General features: G+C 68.4%; 15 protein-coding genes and 1 tRNA gene. 11 read left to right on the forward strand and 5 right to left on the reverse strand.

What is annotated here, in order from left to right; translation table 11 throughout:
• Positions 1-76: 76 nt before the first annotated feature.
• The 3 genes from AC2DGY_RS13095 to AC2DGY_RS13105 all read left to right on the forward strand — a co-directional run bounded on the left by AC2DGY_RS13095 (position 77) and on the right by AC2DGY_RS13105 (position 3,711).
• Complete coding sequence (locus tag AC2DGY_RS13095; RefSeq protein ID WP_484510191.1) at positions 77-1,462, forward strand: aminopeptidase P family N-terminal domain-containing protein; 1,386 nt, start codon at positions 77-79, stop codon at positions 1,460-1,462.
• Between the two features lie 14 nt (positions 1,463-1,476).
• Entirely contained in the window at positions 1,477-2,973 is a 1,497-nt protein-coding gene (locus AC2DGY_RS13100) for a M81 family metallopeptidase (protein WP_484510192.1), read from the forward strand.
• Between the two features lie 78 nt (positions 2,974-3,051).
• The gene (locus tag AC2DGY_RS13105; protein WP_484510193.1) at positions 3,052-3,711 is read left to right on the forward strand and encodes an HAD family hydrolase; all 660 of its coding nucleotides are present in this window, start codon (positions 3,052-3,054) and stop codon (positions 3,709-3,711) included.
• A 48-nt stretch (positions 3,712-3,759) separates the two neighbouring features.
• Here AC2DGY_RS13105 and AC2DGY_RS13110 read toward each other — a convergent pair whose 3' ends face one another.
• On the reverse strand, positions 3,760-4,530 hold the full coding sequence (locus tag AC2DGY_RS13110; RefSeq protein ID WP_484510194.1) for a hypothetical protein: 771 nt from the start codon (positions 4,528-4,530) through the stop codon (positions 3,760-3,762).
• A gap of 4 nt (positions 4,531-4,534) precedes the next feature.
• Positions 4,535-5,488, reverse strand: a complete 954-nt coding sequence (locus AC2DGY_RS13115; protein WP_484510195.1) for an L-lactate dehydrogenase — start codon at positions 5,486-5,488, stop codon at positions 4,535-4,537.
• A 172-nt stretch (positions 5,489-5,660) separates the two neighbouring features.
• Here AC2DGY_RS13115 and AC2DGY_RS13120 point away from each other — a divergent pair, with 172 nt between their 5' ends.
• A complete protein-coding gene (locus tag AC2DGY_RS13120; protein ID WP_484510196.1) occupies positions 5,661-6,500 on the forward strand; it encodes a class II glutamine amidotransferase in 840 nt (279 codons plus the stop codon).
• A 75-nt stretch (positions 6,501-6,575) separates the two neighbouring features.
• Positions 6,576-6,666: transfer RNA gene (locus tag AC2DGY_RS13125), tRNA-Ser, on the forward strand.
• 109 nt (positions 6,667-6,775) lie between these two features.
• Here the strand turns inward: AC2DGY_RS13125 and AC2DGY_RS13130 are convergent.
• Complete coding sequence (locus AC2DGY_RS13130; RefSeq protein WP_484510197.1) at positions 6,776-7,198, reverse strand: TetR/AcrR family transcriptional regulator; 423 nt, start codon at positions 7,196-7,198, stop codon at positions 6,776-6,778.
• A gap of 9 nt (positions 7,199-7,207) precedes the next feature.
• Here AC2DGY_RS13130 and AC2DGY_RS13135 point away from each other — a divergent pair, with 9 nt between their 5' ends.
• Positions 7,208-8,158, forward strand: a complete 951-nt coding sequence (locus AC2DGY_RS13135; protein WP_484510198.1) for an SDR family NAD(P)-dependent oxidoreductase — start codon at positions 7,208-7,210, stop codon at positions 8,156-8,158.
• A 243-nt stretch (positions 8,159-8,401) separates the two neighbouring features.
• On the opposite strand, the gene AC2DGY_RS13140 is transcribed toward AC2DGY_RS13135, so the two are convergent.
• Positions 8,402-9,253: an enoyl-CoA hydratase/isomerase family protein gene (locus AC2DGY_RS13140; RefSeq protein ID WP_484510199.1), complete on the reverse strand. Its 852-nt coding sequence runs from the start codon at positions 9,251-9,253 to the stop codon at positions 8,402-8,404.
• 42 nt (positions 9,254-9,295) lie between these two features.
• Here AC2DGY_RS13140 and AC2DGY_RS13145 point away from each other — a divergent pair, with 42 nt between their 5' ends.
• The 3 genes from AC2DGY_RS13145 (at position 9,296) to AC2DGY_RS13155 (ending at position 11,102) form a co-directional block, all read left to right on the forward strand.
• Positions 9,296-9,721 carry a winged helix-turn-helix transcriptional regulator gene (locus AC2DGY_RS13145; protein WP_484510200.1) on the forward strand — a complete coding sequence of 142 codons (426 nt, stop codon included), beginning with the start codon at positions 9,296-9,298 and terminating at the stop codon, positions 9,719-9,721.
• Positions 9,722-9,845: 124 nt separating this feature from the next.
• Positions 9,846-9,974: an ABC transporter permease subunit gene (locus AC2DGY_RS13150; protein WP_484510614.1), complete on the forward strand. Its 129-nt coding sequence runs from the start codon at positions 9,846-9,848 to the stop codon at positions 9,972-9,974.
• A gap of 27 nt (positions 9,975-10,001) precedes the next feature.
• Entirely contained in the window at positions 10,002-11,102 is a 1,101-nt protein-coding gene (locus AC2DGY_RS13155) for a nucleoside hydrolase (protein WP_484510201.1), read from the forward strand.
• A 265-nt stretch (positions 11,103-11,367) separates the two neighbouring features.
• Here AC2DGY_RS13155 and AC2DGY_RS13160 read toward each other — a convergent pair whose 3' ends face one another.
• Positions 11,368-13,572, reverse strand: coding sequence for an LLM class flavin-dependent oxidoreductase (locus AC2DGY_RS13160; protein WP_484510202.1), 2,205 nt, complete (start codon positions 13,570-13,572; stop codon positions 11,368-11,370).
• Between the two features lie 65 nt (positions 13,573-13,637).
• Here AC2DGY_RS13160 and AC2DGY_RS13165 point away from each other — a divergent pair, with 65 nt between their 5' ends.
• Positions 13,638-14,006: a winged helix-turn-helix transcriptional regulator gene (locus AC2DGY_RS13165; RefSeq protein WP_484510203.1), complete on the forward strand. Its 369-nt coding sequence runs from the start codon at positions 13,638-13,640 to the stop codon at positions 14,004-14,006.
• Between the two features lie 532 nt (positions 14,007-14,538).
• On the forward strand, positions 14,539-15,141 hold the full coding sequence (locus tag AC2DGY_RS13170; protein ID WP_484510204.1) for a DUF998 domain-containing protein: 603 nt from the start codon (positions 14,539-14,541) through the stop codon (positions 15,139-15,141).
• The last annotated feature ends 37 nt before the right edge of the window (positions 15,142-15,178 follow it).

Here is a 15,178-nt window from a genome sequence, read left to right on the forward strand (position 1 = left end):
GACTGGCGTCCCAGGCCGACCCGCATCGACGGTCGGCGGCCCCGGTCGGCTGCGGTCGCGTGGAACAGGAGTGGTTATGGCGTCATGGGGTTTTGAACTCAAGGAGGTCGCCCTTCCGGCTTTCGAAGCGCCGCGACACGTGCCCGTGGTTCCGGCAGCGACGTACGAGCAGCGGCTGTCCCGCGTGTACGCGGCGATGGAGGAGCGCGGCCTCGACGCTGTCGTCCTGTATGCCGACCGCGAGCACTTTGCGAACATGGCGTTCCTGACGGGGTTCGACCCCCGGTACGAGGAAGCGTTGCTCGTGCTCATCCCCGGACGCACGCCGCGGTTGATCGTCGGCAACGAAGACGTCGCCTATGCGGACATCGTCCCGTTCGACATCGACGTGGTGCGCCTGGCCAAGCTCAGCCTCGTCGGCCAGCCCGACCCGGGCGACGTGACGATGAGCTCGTTGCTGCGCGAAGCCGGCCTCGGGGACTCGTCCGTTCGCACCGTCGGGCTCGTGGGATGGAAGTACTGGACGGGGGCGGAGGCGACGGGATGGATCGACGTCCCGCACTTCGTCGTGACCGAGATCGCCGCCTTCGTCGATTCGTACGTCAACGCCACCGATATCTTCGTCGGGCTGGACAGTGGAATCCGCTACGACAACGACGTCCATCAGCTGGCCTACTTCGAGTTCGCCGCCAGTCACGCCTCTCAGGCCGTCTCCCGCGTCATCAACGGCGTCCGCCCCGGTATGACCGAGCTGGAGGCTTCGCAGCTGCTCAACCCGGTGATGCTGCCGTTCAACTACCACCCGACGATGCTCGGCGGGCCGAACACGAGGTTCGGGGTGGCCAGCCCCGGTGGGCGTGAACTGCAGGTCGGCGATCCGGTCGCGACCGGATTGGGGCTGTGGGGAAGCAACACCGCCCGCGCAGGATTCCTCGTCGAGAGCGCGGACCAGTTGCCCGACGGGGCAGCCGATTATCTCGAGAGGCTCGTCGTTCCCTACTACGCGACGGCGGCGGCCTGGTACGAGACCATCCGCATCGGCCTTACCGCGGGAGAGCTGTACGACGTCACCTACTCGCGCATCGGTGACCCGTTCTTCGGCGTGTACCTGAACCCGGGGCACTTCATCGGACTCGACGAATGGCCCGGATCGCCGGTGCGCGCGGGCTCGACGTTCGCCTTCGCATCCGGTTCCGCGGTGCAACTGGACATCATCCCGATGCCCGCTGCTCCGTACCACACGGCCCAGATCGAGGACGGAATCGTCCTGGCCGATGCCGAGCTGCGTGAACAGCTGGCCGGCATCTACCCCGACGCCTGGGCCCGCATCGCGCGGCGCCGCACGGTGCTGGCCGAGACGTTCGGCATCACCCTGCACGAGGAGGTCCTCCCCCTCTCCGACACCGCCGGTTGGCTGACGCCCTTCTGGCTGGCCCCGCACCTGGCCATGGCGCGCAGCTGACGGCAGGCGCCCCGATGCGAATCGCGATCGCCGGTATCGGCACCGAGTCGGACACGTTCTCCCTCGATCGGGCGGGCGAGCAGTACTTCCTGCAGCAGCGGGGGGCGGAGCTGCTCGAGCAGTACGAGTGGCCTACGCGGCTGGGCGACATCGTCGACGGCGTGACGTGGGTGCCGCTCCTCCGCGCGATGGCGGCAGCGGCCGGCCCCGTCGTCCCGGAGGTGTACGACCGGTTCGAGAAGGAGATCCTCGACGGGCTGCGCGAGAACGGCCCCTTCGACGGGGTGTACCTGGACCTGCACGGAGCCATGACCGTGGAGGGCCGCGACCGGGCGGAGGAGCGCTTCGTCCGGAAGGTGCGTGAGATCGTCGGAGCGGACACGATCCTGTCCGCGTCGATGGATCCGCACGGGAACATGTCGGAGGAGCTCGCCGGCCTGCTCGACCTGGCTGCGGTGCACCGGCACGCCCCGCACATCGACACGTGGGCCACGCGCGAGCGGGCGGTCCGCGTGCTCATCGAGACGATCCACCGGGGTCGGTCGCCGCTGAAGGCGTGGGTGCGGGTGCCGGTGCTGCTGCCGGGGGAGCGGACGAGCACGGTCTACGAGCCGGCAGCTTCGGTGTTCGGTTCGCTCATCCCCACCATCGCCCGTCACGGCGTGGTGGATGCCGGGATCTGGGTCGGGTTCGTCTGGGCGGACGAGGCCCGGTGCACCGCATCCGTGCTCGTGACCGGTTACGACGAACGCGCCGTCCTCGCCTGCGCGGCCGAGCTCGCCGAGAAGTACTGGGGGGCACGGCGCGACTTCGGGATCGTCAGCGAGCGCTTCGGGTCGTACGACGAGGCGATCGACCATCTGGTCCAGGCGAACCCGCGTGCGCCGCTGTACATCAGCGATTCCGGCGACAACATCACCGCGGGCGCCTCCGGCGACGTGAGCTACGCGCTCGCCCGGACCGTCGGGCGGGATGACCTCGCCGCATCCGGCAAGCGCATCCTGATCGCCGGGCTCTGGGACCCGGCCGCCGTCGATGCCGCCGAAGCGGCGGGCATCGGCGGGATGATCGACCACCGCCTGGGCTCGATGGTCGACGACCGGTTCTCCAAGCCGGTGCCGGGGCCATGGCGCGTCGAACGGTTCATCGACGGCGCCTTCGACGACGGGGTCGTCGGTGCGCTGCTGTCGCGGGGCACCATCCACGTCACCGCGCAGCGCTTCCGCAGCCCGTTCCTTCGCGCCACCGAGCCCGCATTCGTGAAGCGTCCGATGCAGGGGCAGGCCTTCATCGAGCCCAGCGGCTACGACGCCGTCGTGGTCAAGAACGGCTACCTCTTCCCCGGCCAGGTGCAGGATGCGGGCAGCCAGTTCATGGCGATCACCCCCGGTGCCACGGACCTCGACTTCACCCGGCTCGACTATGCGCGGTTGGAGCGGCCGATATACCCGTTCGACGACGAGTTCGAGGCCGACCTCACGCCGCGGCTCATCCCCTCTCCCCGGTCGTGACAGCCCACCTCCGCCGCCCCATCCGTGGCCATGCCGACGGCTCCGTTGCCCCGGGATGACGTCGCCGCCCGGGGTGGGGTGCCCCGGTCCGTAGCGGGAGCGGCGCTGTGGGATCTGGACGGCACCATCCTGGACACCGAACACCACTGGGCGGCGGCGAAGGTCGATGTGGCGCGGACCCTGGGAATCGCGTGGTCGGATGCGGACGCCCAATGGTCGATCGGCCGCCCGACGACCGCGTACACCCAGCGCATGGCCCACCGTTCGGGCGAGCGGACGGCGGCGGAGATCGGCGACCTGATCTCCGCGCAGGTAGCCGCGCTCATCCAGTCGGACCCCGCCCTGCGCCCGGGAGCGGTCCGCCTCCTGCGGGAGTTGCGGGAGTGCGGGTGGGCGTGCGCTCTGGTGACGATGGCGCACCGCGAGGTGGCCCAGGCGGCGGAGGCGGTCATCGGATTCCGCTTCGACGCCATCGTCGCGGGCGAGGACGTGGCCGAGTCCAAGCCGCATCCCGAACCCTATCTCCGGGGGGTGCGGATGCTGGGAGTGGCGGCCGCCGGCTGCGTGGCGATCGAGGATTCCGAGCGGGGCGTGTCCAGCGCGGAGGCGGCCGGCCTCGCGGTGGCGTGCGTGCCGTCGTATGCCCGCGCGATCGCTCCGCGGGACGGTCGCCGCTTCTTCGCGAGCTTGGCGGAACTCTCCGTCGAGATCCTTGCGGGGATGCGCGCTCGCCGCTGAGAAGGGCGCGGTGGGGCCGGGGCCCCCGGCCTCGGCGCCCAGGTGCGGTCAGCCGGGTCGCCCGGCCTGGTCCTGGAACAGGCTGTCGAACATCCGCCGGCGCTCGTCGGTGCGGAGATACAGTTCGGTCTGCGCTTCCTCGACGAGCACCGGGTCGAGCGGGACGCGGTCCGTCCGGCTCCGCCCCGATCGTTCGGCGATGTACGCCTCCAGTTCGGGCCCCGACTCCCACGACGTGATGAGGCTGTAGCGCGGAGCATCCCCGCGGTGCCACACCGCGTGCCAGAAGCGCTGGGTGTCGATGACCACCCGCGATCCGGCGGGAAGGGGCAGACGCACCTCGGTGGCTGCGTCGAAACGGTCTTCGCGCAGCAGCAGCAGGGAGTCCGGGTCGTCGGTGAGGTTGAAGGAGCCGCGCACCACCCACCCCGTGCCCTCGGGATTCATGCGGTTGTTGTCGTCGTGGTGCAGATTCCACACCGCATCCGCGTAGGTGTTCGGCTGGAGTTCCACGACCCGGCAGCGGCCGACGTTCGCCCGGGGTTCCCGTGCGCGCGCGGTGAGCCGCGGCGCTTTCTCCACCTGGGAGGGGATCCACACGCCGTCCTTGTCGGTGCGCGGGGGAGTGTGGTTCCAGAACCCGTTGCATTCGATCTCGCCGGCGTAGCTGGTCAGAGGCGCGAAACGCGTGATGCCGGAGGAGCGCCAGTCCACGTACTCGAGGTCGAGCCATTCCGGCGGGTCGGCCGACTGATCGTAGGGGTCGAGCACCGCGTACCCGGTCTCCTCCAGGATCGGCAGCCTCACATGCGAGGACATCTCCTCACTCCCGAAGCGTTGCCGCCACGGTGCGCAGCGCATCCGCGGACCGCTGAAGCGACGCGAGCTCATCGGGCGAGAACGACGTCTCCCGGATCGGGACCGCCCCGGACGAGCTCACGATCGACGGCACGGACAACGCCACCCCGTCGAGGTCGTGGAAGTCCCGCAGCACGGTGCTCACCGGGATGACGGCGTGCTCGTCACGGAGGACCGCTTCGACGATGCGGGCGCTGGAGAGGCCGATGGCATAGTTCGTGGCACCCTTGCCCTGAATGACCTTGTACGCCGCGTCGCGCACCTCCACGGCGATGGCGTCGAGCTCCTCGACACTCATGCGGGGATGACCCGGCGCCTCCCAATCGAGGATGGGCACGGTGCCGATGGTGGCACGAGACCACAGCGGGAACTCCGTGTCGCCGTGCTCGCCCACGATGTACGCGTGCACGTTGGCGGTGGATACGCCCGCGCGCTGCGCGAGCTTCCACCGCAGCCGCGATGTGTCCAGGACCGTGCCCGAGGAGAAGATGCGCTCGGGGGGCAGGTTCGTGGCCTCTTGGGCGAGGACGGTGAGCACGTCGCACGGGTTCGTGACGATGACGTAGATCGCGTCGGGAGCCACCTCGAGGAGCTGCGGCATCATGGAGCGGAGAATCTGGGCGTTCACGCCGGCGAGCTCGAGACGGGTCTGACCGGGGTTCTGTTTCGCCCCCGCGGTGATCACGACGACGTGCGAGCCGGCGGCCACGGAGATATCGCTTCCGCCCACGATGTCGCTCGTGCCCGTGAACTGGGTGCCGTGGCCAAGGTCGAGCACTTCGGCCTCGACCTTGGCGGTGGCGATGTCGTAGAGGGCGACATGTCGCGCGGAGCCACGGATCAAAGCGGCATACGCCACGCTCGATCCGACGCTGCCCGCGCCCACCACCGTCAGCTTCGAGTTCTCGATAACGCTCATACGGCAAGTCTCGCAGGGGCGCCATCGTCCGGCTACGGGGGTTCAGACGCCGAGCGATGCCCGACGAGGCGGAGGGCGGCATCCTGAAGCCATGGCGGCGGGGGCATGCCCGCCGTACGATGCCCCCGAGCGGGCGGCCGTCCGGCGCACGCGACCGCCGAGAGTCGGAGCGATGATGTGCCGCTGGCTGGCCTATTCGGGGGAGCCCCTGGAGCCCTCGTCCCTCGTCCTGGACCCCCAGCACTCCGTGGTGGCGATGTCGCTGAACTCGCCCATGGGGACGGAGACCGTCAACGGCGACGGCTTCGGGCTCGGGTGGTACCCCGCGGATGCTGATGGCCCGCCGCATCCGTGGCTCTTCCGGGATGTTGAGCCGGCGTGGCACGACGAGAACCTCCGCGAGATCTGCCAGGCCGTGCGCAGCCCGCTGTTCTTCGCACACGTGCGAGCGGCCCCCGGGCCCCCCATCCAGCGGACCAACTGCCACCCCTTCCGGCACGACCGATGGCTGTTCATGCACAACGGGGCGATCGACGGGTTCTCGCGCATCCAGCGCGAACTCGTCCTCGCCATCGACCCGCTGCTCTATCCGCTGATCCTCGGAACCACGGACTCCGAGGTGCTGTTCCACCTCGCTCTCACGTACGGGCTCGCCGATGACCCCATCCGGGCGATGGCCGAGGCGATCCGGACGGTCGAGGAGACCGGTCGGGCCGCCGGGGTGTCGTCTCCCCTGCGCGGCACGGTCGCGATCGCCGACGGTGAAAGGCTCTGGGCGTTCCGGTACTCCTCGGACGGCCGATCGCCGACCCTGTTCCACTCCGCGGACATGCCGACCCTCCGCCGCATGTTCCCCGGCCTCGACCGTCTGTCCCGGTTCGGCGACCAGGCCCGGATGATCGTCTCGGAGCCGCTCAACGATCTCCCCGGCGCCTTCCTGGAGGTGCCGGAGGCGACGGTGATCGTCGTGGACCGTTCGGGATATCACCACGAACCGTTCCTCGCGGCGTGACCGGTGGCGGGTCGGCATCGGCGACCTGACCCGGCCGATTGGCGGGGCGGGGGAGTGTGGCATAAACTCGTCGGCGGTGACGTGTCCGAGCGGCCGAAGGTGCAACTCTCGAAAAGTTGTGTAGGGTAACCCCCTACCGTGGGTTCAAATCCCACCGTCACCGCCAGCGTAGAAGCCCCGCGAACCCATGTGAACATTGGGATCGCGGGGCTTTCGTCTTGGCCGGAAACGCCTCGTGAGCAAGATTTGAGCAAGACCGTTGCGTGAACGGAAAGCTAGCGGGGCCCTCGCCCGCCGGGGCCTAGCCCGGGCGGCCTGAGTGCTGGGGGCTCGCCTGTCGGGCTTACGGACAGGCTGTCCACCTTCCTGGACGCGCACGCCCGCGACGGATCGCGCGCGGCGGAGGGCTGGGGCCGCGTAGTCCAGACACGGGGTGGGATGTCGGCGGCGATCGTGCCGATGGTGTGGCGGAAGCAGGCATCGAAGAGGCCGCTCTTGTCCCCGAAGCAGGCGTAGATCATCCGCACGTTGCAATCCGCGGCTGGGGCGATGCGATCGACCCGACTGCCGGCGTACCCGGCGGCGGTGAACTCGGTGCACTCGGCCTCCAGGATTCGAGCACGCGTGGCGGCGGCATCGCGCGCCCGGGGCACGGCTGAGGGTCTCGTCACGGCAAGCCCCTCCGATCGTTTCGTCATGGGGTTGACATGATCGACGATAAAGTAAATGATTACTTACCGGAGATGGTTGTGGACGATGCAGTGAGGCGGGCGATCGATCCGACGACCTGCGCTGGACGACCGCCGAACGCATCGAAGTCTCCGGCGGCGCCTTCATCTGACCATCTCCCGCACCGCAACCCCTACAAAGAAAGCAGAAACACCATGTCGCGATTCGCTGGCAAGACCGTCTTCATCACCGGTGCCGCGCGGGGCCAGGGCGCCTCCCACGCGCGCGCGTTCGCTGCCGAAGGAGCAAACGTCGTCCTCGCCGACTTCCGCACAGAGCAAGGCAACGCCACCGCCCAGCAGCTCGACAACGCGCTGTTTGTCGAGCTCGATGTCCGCGACCCCGATGCCTGGCAGGCCGCCGTCGACGCGGCGGAGGCGCGGTTCGGACCGATCTCGATCCTGATCAACAACGCAGGCATCGTCCACACCGCCCACACCATTGCCGACTCCGACCCCGACGAGTGGGACCGTGTCCTGGATACGAACTTGAAAGGCCTGTTCCTCGGCATCCGCGCCGTTGGGCCGTCGATCGTCCGCGCCGGTGGCGGCGCGATCGTGAACGTCGCCTCAAACCAAGGCCACGTCGGAACACCAATGTTCGCCCCCTACGTCAGCAGCAAGTGGGGTGTCCGTGGGCTGACCATGACAGCCGCGATGGAGCTCGCGCGCGACAACATCCGTGTGAACTCCATCAGCCCCGGAGTGGTGGACACACCCTTGATCACCGAGCCCGTCGCGCCCGGCGAGCGGCCCGCCATCCAGAACGTGTCGCTGGACCAGTTCGCCACCACCCGCACCGCGCAGCCTGAGGAGATCAGCAAGCTCGTGCTGTTCCTGGCGTCCGACGACGCCGCATTCATCACCGGCGCGGACTACCTCGTCGACGGAGGCATGCTCCTCGGCCCGGTCCTTCAAGCCGACAACTGAACTGAGCGGTCTCTACACAGATCGAGCGCCCTGCCGAATCGGATCGGCCGGGCGCTCGTCGCTCACGCGGCGTAGCCGCAGCGCACTCTCTCGCCGTTGTGGGCCCCGCGAACCCCCGAGCTACGGGTAGCGCAGGGCTTGTGTCTCAGATCGGAACGGCTCCTGAGCAAGACGTCCCAGAAGCCGACACCGACTCCGACTTCGACGCCTCCAACGCCAGCCGACCAGCGGCAGAGCGGATCGTCACGAGTGGCGGACGAGGTTCGCCCGCAGGACCTCTTCGAGGTTCAGCTCTACCTCGCGCGTGTGAACCCCGGCCGCGAGCGCTGCCGCGGCAAGCTCTCCAGACGCGGGGGTGAACGTTTCCCCGAGCAGGCGGTCTTCCGCGCGCAGTGCGTCCTCGAGCGTGCCGTCGGCCGCGTCGATTGCTTCGGTCGCCGCGGCGCGGACACCCTCCGGCAGGGTCGCGATGGTCAGTGCGACCCGGTCGACGAATTCGTCCAGCTCTGCGGCGGGCAGAGCTCGGTTCACCCATCCCCACCGCTCGGCAGTCGCCGCGTCGACGAGCCCGCCCGTCAGCACGATCTCGAGGGCGCGAGCGCGACCCACAAGGCGGGGTAGATGAGCAGCTGCACCAGATCCGGGAACGATGCCGATCAGCGCCTCGAACTGGCCGAAGGCCGCCGTCTCGAGGGCAGCAAATCGCAGATCCAGGCTGGAAGCCAGCTCGGATCCACCGCCGCGGGCGAGTCCCGCCACTTTGGCGATGGTGGTCTGAGGTAGACGCCGCCAGCGCTCATGGAGCCGCATCATCGGGCCCGTCCCGACAAGCGTCTCCTCGGCGATCGGGAGGGCGGCGTACGTCGCGGGGTCCGCCACGAACGACAGGTCACCGTGTGCCATGAAGAACTCCGGATTGGCGCTCTGGACCACGATGACGTGCAGGTCGGGATCGTTCTCGGCCGATGCAGCGACGGCGTCCAGGTCGACCAGGAGCTGGGCGGTGATCAGGTTGACGGGCGGAACATCCATCGAGACCCACAGCACTCCGTCCTGGCGCTTGAGATGGAGGCTGGGCAGGGACTGTTCGGTCATGGGATTCCTTTGGATTGGGGGTATCTCGGGTATACCTGGTACATGGCAGGTACTTCAAAGAAACCTGGTATCCGCGAGGATCAGACTGACCTCGGGACCATCGTCGGCCCGCAGCGGGAGCTCCTGGATCAGCTCCTGGACAAGTGGGGTCAGCTGCTGCTGACCGCGTTGTGCCAGCAGCCGCAACGCTTCAACGAGCTCAGGCGAGAGCTCGAGGGGATCACTCAAAAATCGCTGACGCAGGCGCTACGACGGTTGGAACGCAACGGCCTCGTCGAGCGTCGGGTGCTGAAGCAACGCCCGGTTGCCGTGGAGTACCGGATCACGCCGCTGGGTCGCACGCTCGAGGAGCCCTTCTTGACCCTGCGCGCCTGGACGGTCGACCACCTCGCCGAAGTCGAACGACACAGGGATGCATATGACGAGGAAGCCAGCGCCACCCCCACTGAGCCCAGCTCGATCAGCTGACTCCACCCAGGGCGTGCCCTGACAGATCACGCTCGGGCCCGGCCGCCCTGCTGCTCAGTGCGCACCTGCCGCTTCGCGTGAATCATTGCGTGGCGTCTTTCCGCCCCGCCTGCCGTAAACCGGGATCCCCGCGGGATGGGGCGAAGCGGCGCGAATGGACGGCCTGTCCTGGTGGGGCATTTTCTGGCGCATCTATCTGCCGCTTTCGCGACCGGCCCTGATCGGCGCGGGCTTCACGCTCTTCCTCTCCTAACGGGGCACCTATCCGTGGCCGCTGCTGGTGGCGACGCGGCCGTCGGTCATGCTCGGGCCCATCGCGCTCGCTAACCTGGCCACCTCGCAGCAGGTGGACTTCAGCGCGATCTTCGCCGGCGCCGTTCTCCTCACGATCGTGCCGCTCGTATTGCTTCTCGTCTTCCAGCGCCACTTCACCGCCTCCCTCGCTTCCACCGGGAGCAAGGGCTGTAATCACAGAACGGACACTATGACACTCTTTCTCGACACCGACATGGGCTCTGACGTCGACGATGCGCTGGCGCTGGCGCTCATCCTGGGTTCGCCCGAGCTGCACCTCGTGGGTGTTTCCACGGTTTACGGGAACACCCGGCTGCGGGCCCAGCTCACGCGTCGGTATCTGAGGATCGCGGCGGTCGAGGATGTTCCTTCCATCGCCGCCGGGACAGAGTCGACCCGCAGCGGCCGAGCCGTCTGGTGGGCCGGCCATGAAGGAGCGCTGTTCCCAGACCTGGAGCACGAGACCGTGGACGACGACGGAGTGGGCGCGCTCGTGGCGGCTGCGGCGGCCAATCCCGGGTCGCTCGACGTGCTCGCCATCGGTCCGCTGACGAATATCGCCGCAGCACTCGACGAAGACCCGGAGTTCGAGCGCAACGTGCGGCGGCTCGTCGTCATGGGGGGAGACTTCCGAGTGGGTGCGGCCGCTGAGCACAACATCCTGAGCGACGTCGACGCGGCGCGACGTGTGTTCGTCTCTCGCATGCGCATCGTTGCGGGCGGGCTCGACCTCACGACCAAAGTGTCGCTCGATCGGCACGACGTGCAGCAGATCGCGGACGCCGGCCCCTTCGGGCAGGTCATCGCCGACGAGATCGGCGTGTGGTGGAAATTCAATGGCGAGGACCGGAATACACCGCACGACCCGATCCTCGCTCTGTGGCTCGCGCGACCTGAACTGTTCACCGAGCGATCGGCGTCGGTTCGCGTCCAGGAGGACGGGGTGACGAACCCAGACTTCGAGACCACCGGGAACGTCGTCGTGCTCGATACCGCCGATCCTGAGTCGGTCCGGAGTGAGATCGTTCGACGCATAGTCTGCGCCGGAAGCGCGAACGCGCGGCAAGAGAGCGGGGTGCAGCGGTGAGAAGAATCGGGTGAAGCGAGGTGTTCGCGCGGCACCTCGCGGTTGCGGCGGAACTGGATGGAGATCTCCCTCCACCCGTGAGCAAGCTCGTGGGCAAAGTTGACGAAAGTTCGCGTGCTGCTGCCGCGGAATGACAGCAGAACCCCGGGTTTCGAGATCAATGCACGCGCTCACGAGTCGTCACCTTAGGCACCTTCGCCCCCACCCCCACCGGAGGTGACCTGTCACCGGATGGTCGCGGCCCGTGGGGCGGATGGGGGTCAGCTCAGCCCTCCGCGGGCACGATGTAGAAGTTGTCTCGGAACAGGCCCGTCGGGTCCCAGCGACGCTTGAGGTCACGCAGCCGCTCTAGGTGCGCGGGAGGGAAAGCGCGGGCGACAACCTCGGGGCCGGTGTCAGTCTCAAAGCTCAAGTACATTCCCTCCGCGCGGTCGCGTACTCGCCTCCACCGTGCCTCGAAGTCGGGAGTGCGTCCACCGAGGGTCGCGATGAGGAAGTTCGCGCTGCGCCAGGCGTAGGCGGTGGCATCCGGCGCGGTGTTCCCGGCCGCACCGCCGGCGGAGCGTACCGAGAGGATGAACGGCGAATCCGCTCCGAGCAGGTCGGCGAGAGCGGCGGCGACTTCTTCGCTCAGATGACGGGACAGCGCGGAGTGCGAGTGCGGTTCGCCGCGGCCCTGCTGCTGGTCACCGGGGGGCGGCTCCAGCAGGGCGGAGTAGGGCACCAACTGCACGGACTGGCTCGCCAGCGGTGCCAGCGGGGCGAAGGGCTGCAGTCGCTCTACGACAGTGTGGGGGTCGTCCGAGTCGACCACGAGCAGTGCCTGCACGGCGATTTGGCCCGCTCCCCGCCCGCGCGCGGCGATCATGAGCGTTCCGGTGACGCTGGGATGCGCCGATTCCAGCGCCGTCCCCCAGTCCTGTAGGAACCCGGCGATGTCGTCGACCGCGTACGTGAGCATCGCGAAGCCGACCGACGGGCCGAGGGGGTGCGCCTCGAACTCGAACGACACTCCGATGCCGAAGTTCGCGCCCGCCCCGCGCATCGCCCAGAACAGGTCCGGGTTCTCATCCGCGCTGGCCCGCACGAGCGCGCCGTCCGCAGTGACGACGTCGACGGAGCGCAGGTGGTCGATCGTCAGTCCGTGTTCGCGCACGAACCAGCCGATGCCGCCGGCGGTGGCGAGGCCCCCGATCCCCACGCCGCCGTAGTCTCCCGCCGTGAGCGCGAGCCCGTGCGGAGCGAGCGCACGGGCCACCTCGGCCCAGTCGGCGCCCGGCCCGGTCCGGAAATGCCCGCCTCCCAGCATCTCGATGCTGTTCAGCGCGTCGACGGCGATCACGATGCCGTCGTTGTTGAGCGAGCGGCCCGACAGTCCGTGGCCGCCGCTGAGGATGCCCAGCGGCACGTCGCGGTGACGGGCAGCGAAACGCACAGCATCCTGCACCTGCGTCGGCGTCTTCGGCCGCAGTACGAGACCCGGGCGGGCACCGCGGAAGTACCCGGACGTGTATCGGGTGTACCCCGTTTGGCCCGGGGCGAGCGCGGACGCGGCGAGCGACTCCGGTACGTCGTCACCCTCGAAGCTCGGCACCGGCCGACCGCCGCCTCCCGGCGTCGCCTCGCGCGCCCGGTGCTCTTCGAGACGCTCGCGCACCTCGGGCGCGACCACCTGTGCGAAGTGGCGGATCTCGGCGGGGTCATCGCTCGCAACGATGAAGGTGCTCACACCGTCCTCGATCGCGAGCCGGGCAAGCTCGTCGGTGGTGGTCTGGGGGAATATGTTCAGCAGCCGCACGATGTCGCGCGGGTCGCGCCCGGCGCCGCGGGCCGCCTCGTCGATGATCTCGTTCGCCCGCGTTACGCCCATCTCCAGCCACGGCAGGCTCGGGAGCCAGCCGTCGGCCTTGCGTCCGACGAGCCGAAGCATGCGCGGCTTGTAGGCGCCCACCCAGATCGGCAGGTCGTGGGCCGGGTTCGGCCCACGCTTGGCGCCTGTGATCTGGTAGTACTCGCCGTTCACGTACAGCGGCGTCGGGTCGTTGCCGGCCCAGATACCGCGGATGACATCGATGGCCTCGTCCAGGGCGCTCACGGCCTGACCGACGGTGCGATCGGGGCCACCCATCGCCGCAATGGGGCCGCCGAACCCTCCCGTCCCCAGTCCGAGAACAGCGCGGCCGCCGCTGAGCAGGTCCAGGCTGGCGCTCGCGCGCGCGAGCACGGCGGCGGGGCGCAGCGGCAGGCTGTGCACGTTCGCTGAGACGTGGATGCGGGAGGTGCGCGCCGCGACCCAGGTCAGCAGTGTCGCGGTGTCGAGGAACGTGGGCTGGTACGGATGATCTTGGAAGGTGACGACGTCGAGGCCCACCTCCTCGCTCAGGATCGCGAGGTCGACGGGGAGCTGGGGGATGTCGTTTCGGGGAGTGATGAAGCTCCCGAACTTCAACGGGTGACCGTAATCAGGCATGCGGCCATGCTGTGCTTCTTCGCGGAATCGATGCAAACATCGTGTAAGTCACTTACGATGAGTAAGTGACTGCGACATCCGCCTCCCCTGCCAAGCCGACGACCGCATGGGAACACGCCGACGAGCGGGACTGCCAGCGGGCCGGTGAGATGCTCGAGGTCGTCGGTCAGCGCTGGTCGGCAGGCATCCTCCTCGCATTCGCCCGCGGGGCGGAACGGTTCAGCGAGATCCTCACCGCGGTCCCCGGTCTGTCCGCCCGCATGCTCACCGTGCGCCTGCGGCAGCTCGGTGCGGCGCAGCTGGTCGAGCGAGAGGTCATCCCGACCATCCCCGTCAGCGTGCGGTATCACCTGACCGAGCGTGGCAACGACCTTCTGTCGGCCATCGAGCCGATCTCGGGGTTCGTGCAGCGCTGGGACGACTTCGAGGACTAAGCGCCTATCCGCAGTTGCGTCAGCCGGCAACAGTGCACCCGGTGGGCGGCGAAAGTCGTCGCGCTTGACGGAATCACGCTGACGTGGGTGTCGTTAGTGCTCGTAGATCATGACGAGGTACGAACTCCTACGCTCGGCCGGAGCTTCCGCGAACGCGGTCGTCATAATGCATCGCGACTGGGAGTTTCTTTCGACGGCGAGGTCGGTGTGGCATCGAGGGTCGGCTCGGGGCAGCGTCAGCCGATCGCGGCCCGCGTTAGCAGAAGCCGCGCGCAGGTTCTTTGCCGTGAGCAAGCCGTGGGCAAAGCTGAGGACATTCCAGCGCTACCATTGCGTACCGGCGAAAGGTCGCGAGTTGCGGAACGACACGGAAGTAACGTCGGCGCGAACCGCTGAAGTTCGATCCGATAAGAGTTCAAATCCCAGCGTCACCGCAATAATCCCTGATCAGAGGGTGGTTTCCATCCCGTTCAATGGGAGTTGGAAGAGCGCAGCGGATACGCGTGGTCGCTGAAGGGGTGGCTGTCCGAAAGTGAGCGTCGCAGCCATCGCCGCCGTCACGGTGTTCGTCGCCGGCGGGATCACAGTGGGGCTGATTGCGGTCCTCCACGTCTTGGAGCCCGGGTACGACCCCTCGTGGCGGATGATCAGCGAGTACTCCCTCGGGCGATTCGGGTGGGTGATGCGCCTCGCGTTCGTCACGATGGCCATCGGCCTTGCGGCGACGTGCATCGCCTTGTGGCCGTTCGGCGGCGCGTGGACCATCGGCCTTGCCGCTGTGGCACTGGGCGCGCTCGGTGCCGCGTTCATCGACGCCGATCCGATCATGACTCCGCGCGCTCAGGCCACGCCCGTGGGCAGGGCGCACACGGTGCTGGGCGGTGTGTTGCTCGCCGGCTTTCCCCTTGCCGCGCTGTTGGCCGGGGTCGGGGTGGCGTCCGCGCGCGGCTGGACGCTCGCGATCGCATCCGTTGTTCCGTTGGCCGGCCTGGTGTGGTTCCTCATCGCCGCTGCCCCCGCCCGCGGGCAGGGCGGCTCGCCTGAGATCCGAATCGGATGGCCGGACAGGTTCTGCGTTCTCGCCTACCTGGGATGGGTGGTGCTCGCGGCTGCCGACGTGCTGTCCACGGTGTGACGAGCACCGTTTCAGAACCTCGGTCCCAGTCGACGGA

The organism is Microbacterium sp. Z6_144, assembly GCF_057197625.1.

What these genes read in the sequence shown, in the direction of transcription:
- AC2DGY_RS13095 (WP_484510191.1), top strand. Translation starts at nt 77, where the DNA reads ATGGCGTCATGGGGTTTTGAACTCAAGGAGGTCGCCCTTCCGGCTTTC.
- AC2DGY_RS13100 (WP_484510192.1), top strand. Translation starts at nt 1,477, where the DNA reads ATGCGAATCGCGATCGCCGGTATCGGCACCGAGTCGGACACGTTCTCC.
- AC2DGY_RS13110 (WP_484510194.1), bottom strand. Translation starts at nt 4,530, where the DNA reads ATGTCCTCGCATGTGAGGCTGCCGATCCTGGAGGAGACCGGGTACGCG.
- AC2DGY_RS13115 (WP_484510195.1), bottom strand. Translation starts at nt 5,488, where the DNA reads ATGAGCGTTATCGAGAACTCGAAGCTGACGGTGGTGGGCGCGGGCAGC.
- AC2DGY_RS13120 (WP_484510196.1), top strand. Translation starts at nt 5,661, where the DNA reads ATGATGTGCCGCTGGCTGGCCTATTCGGGGGAGCCCCTGGAGCCCTCG.
- AC2DGY_RS13130 (WP_484510197.1), bottom strand. Translation starts at nt 7,198, where the DNA reads ATGACGAAACGATCGGAGGGGCTTGCCGTGACGAGACCCTCAGCCGTG.
- AC2DGY_RS13135 (WP_484510198.1), top strand. Translation starts at nt 7,208, where the DNA reads ATGATCGACGATAAAGTAAATGATTACTTACCGGAGATGGTTGTGGAC.
- AC2DGY_RS13140 (WP_484510199.1), bottom strand. Translation starts at nt 9,253, where the DNA reads ATGACCGAACAGTCCCTGCCCAGCCTCCATCTCAAGCGCCAGGACGGA.
- AC2DGY_RS13145 (WP_484510200.1), top strand. Translation starts at nt 9,296, where the DNA reads ATGGCAGGTACTTCAAAGAAACCTGGTATCCGCGAGGATCAGACTGAC.
- AC2DGY_RS13160 (WP_484510202.1), bottom strand. Translation starts at nt 13,572, where the DNA reads ATGCCTGATTACGGTCACCCGTTGAAGTTCGGGAGCTTCATCACTCCC.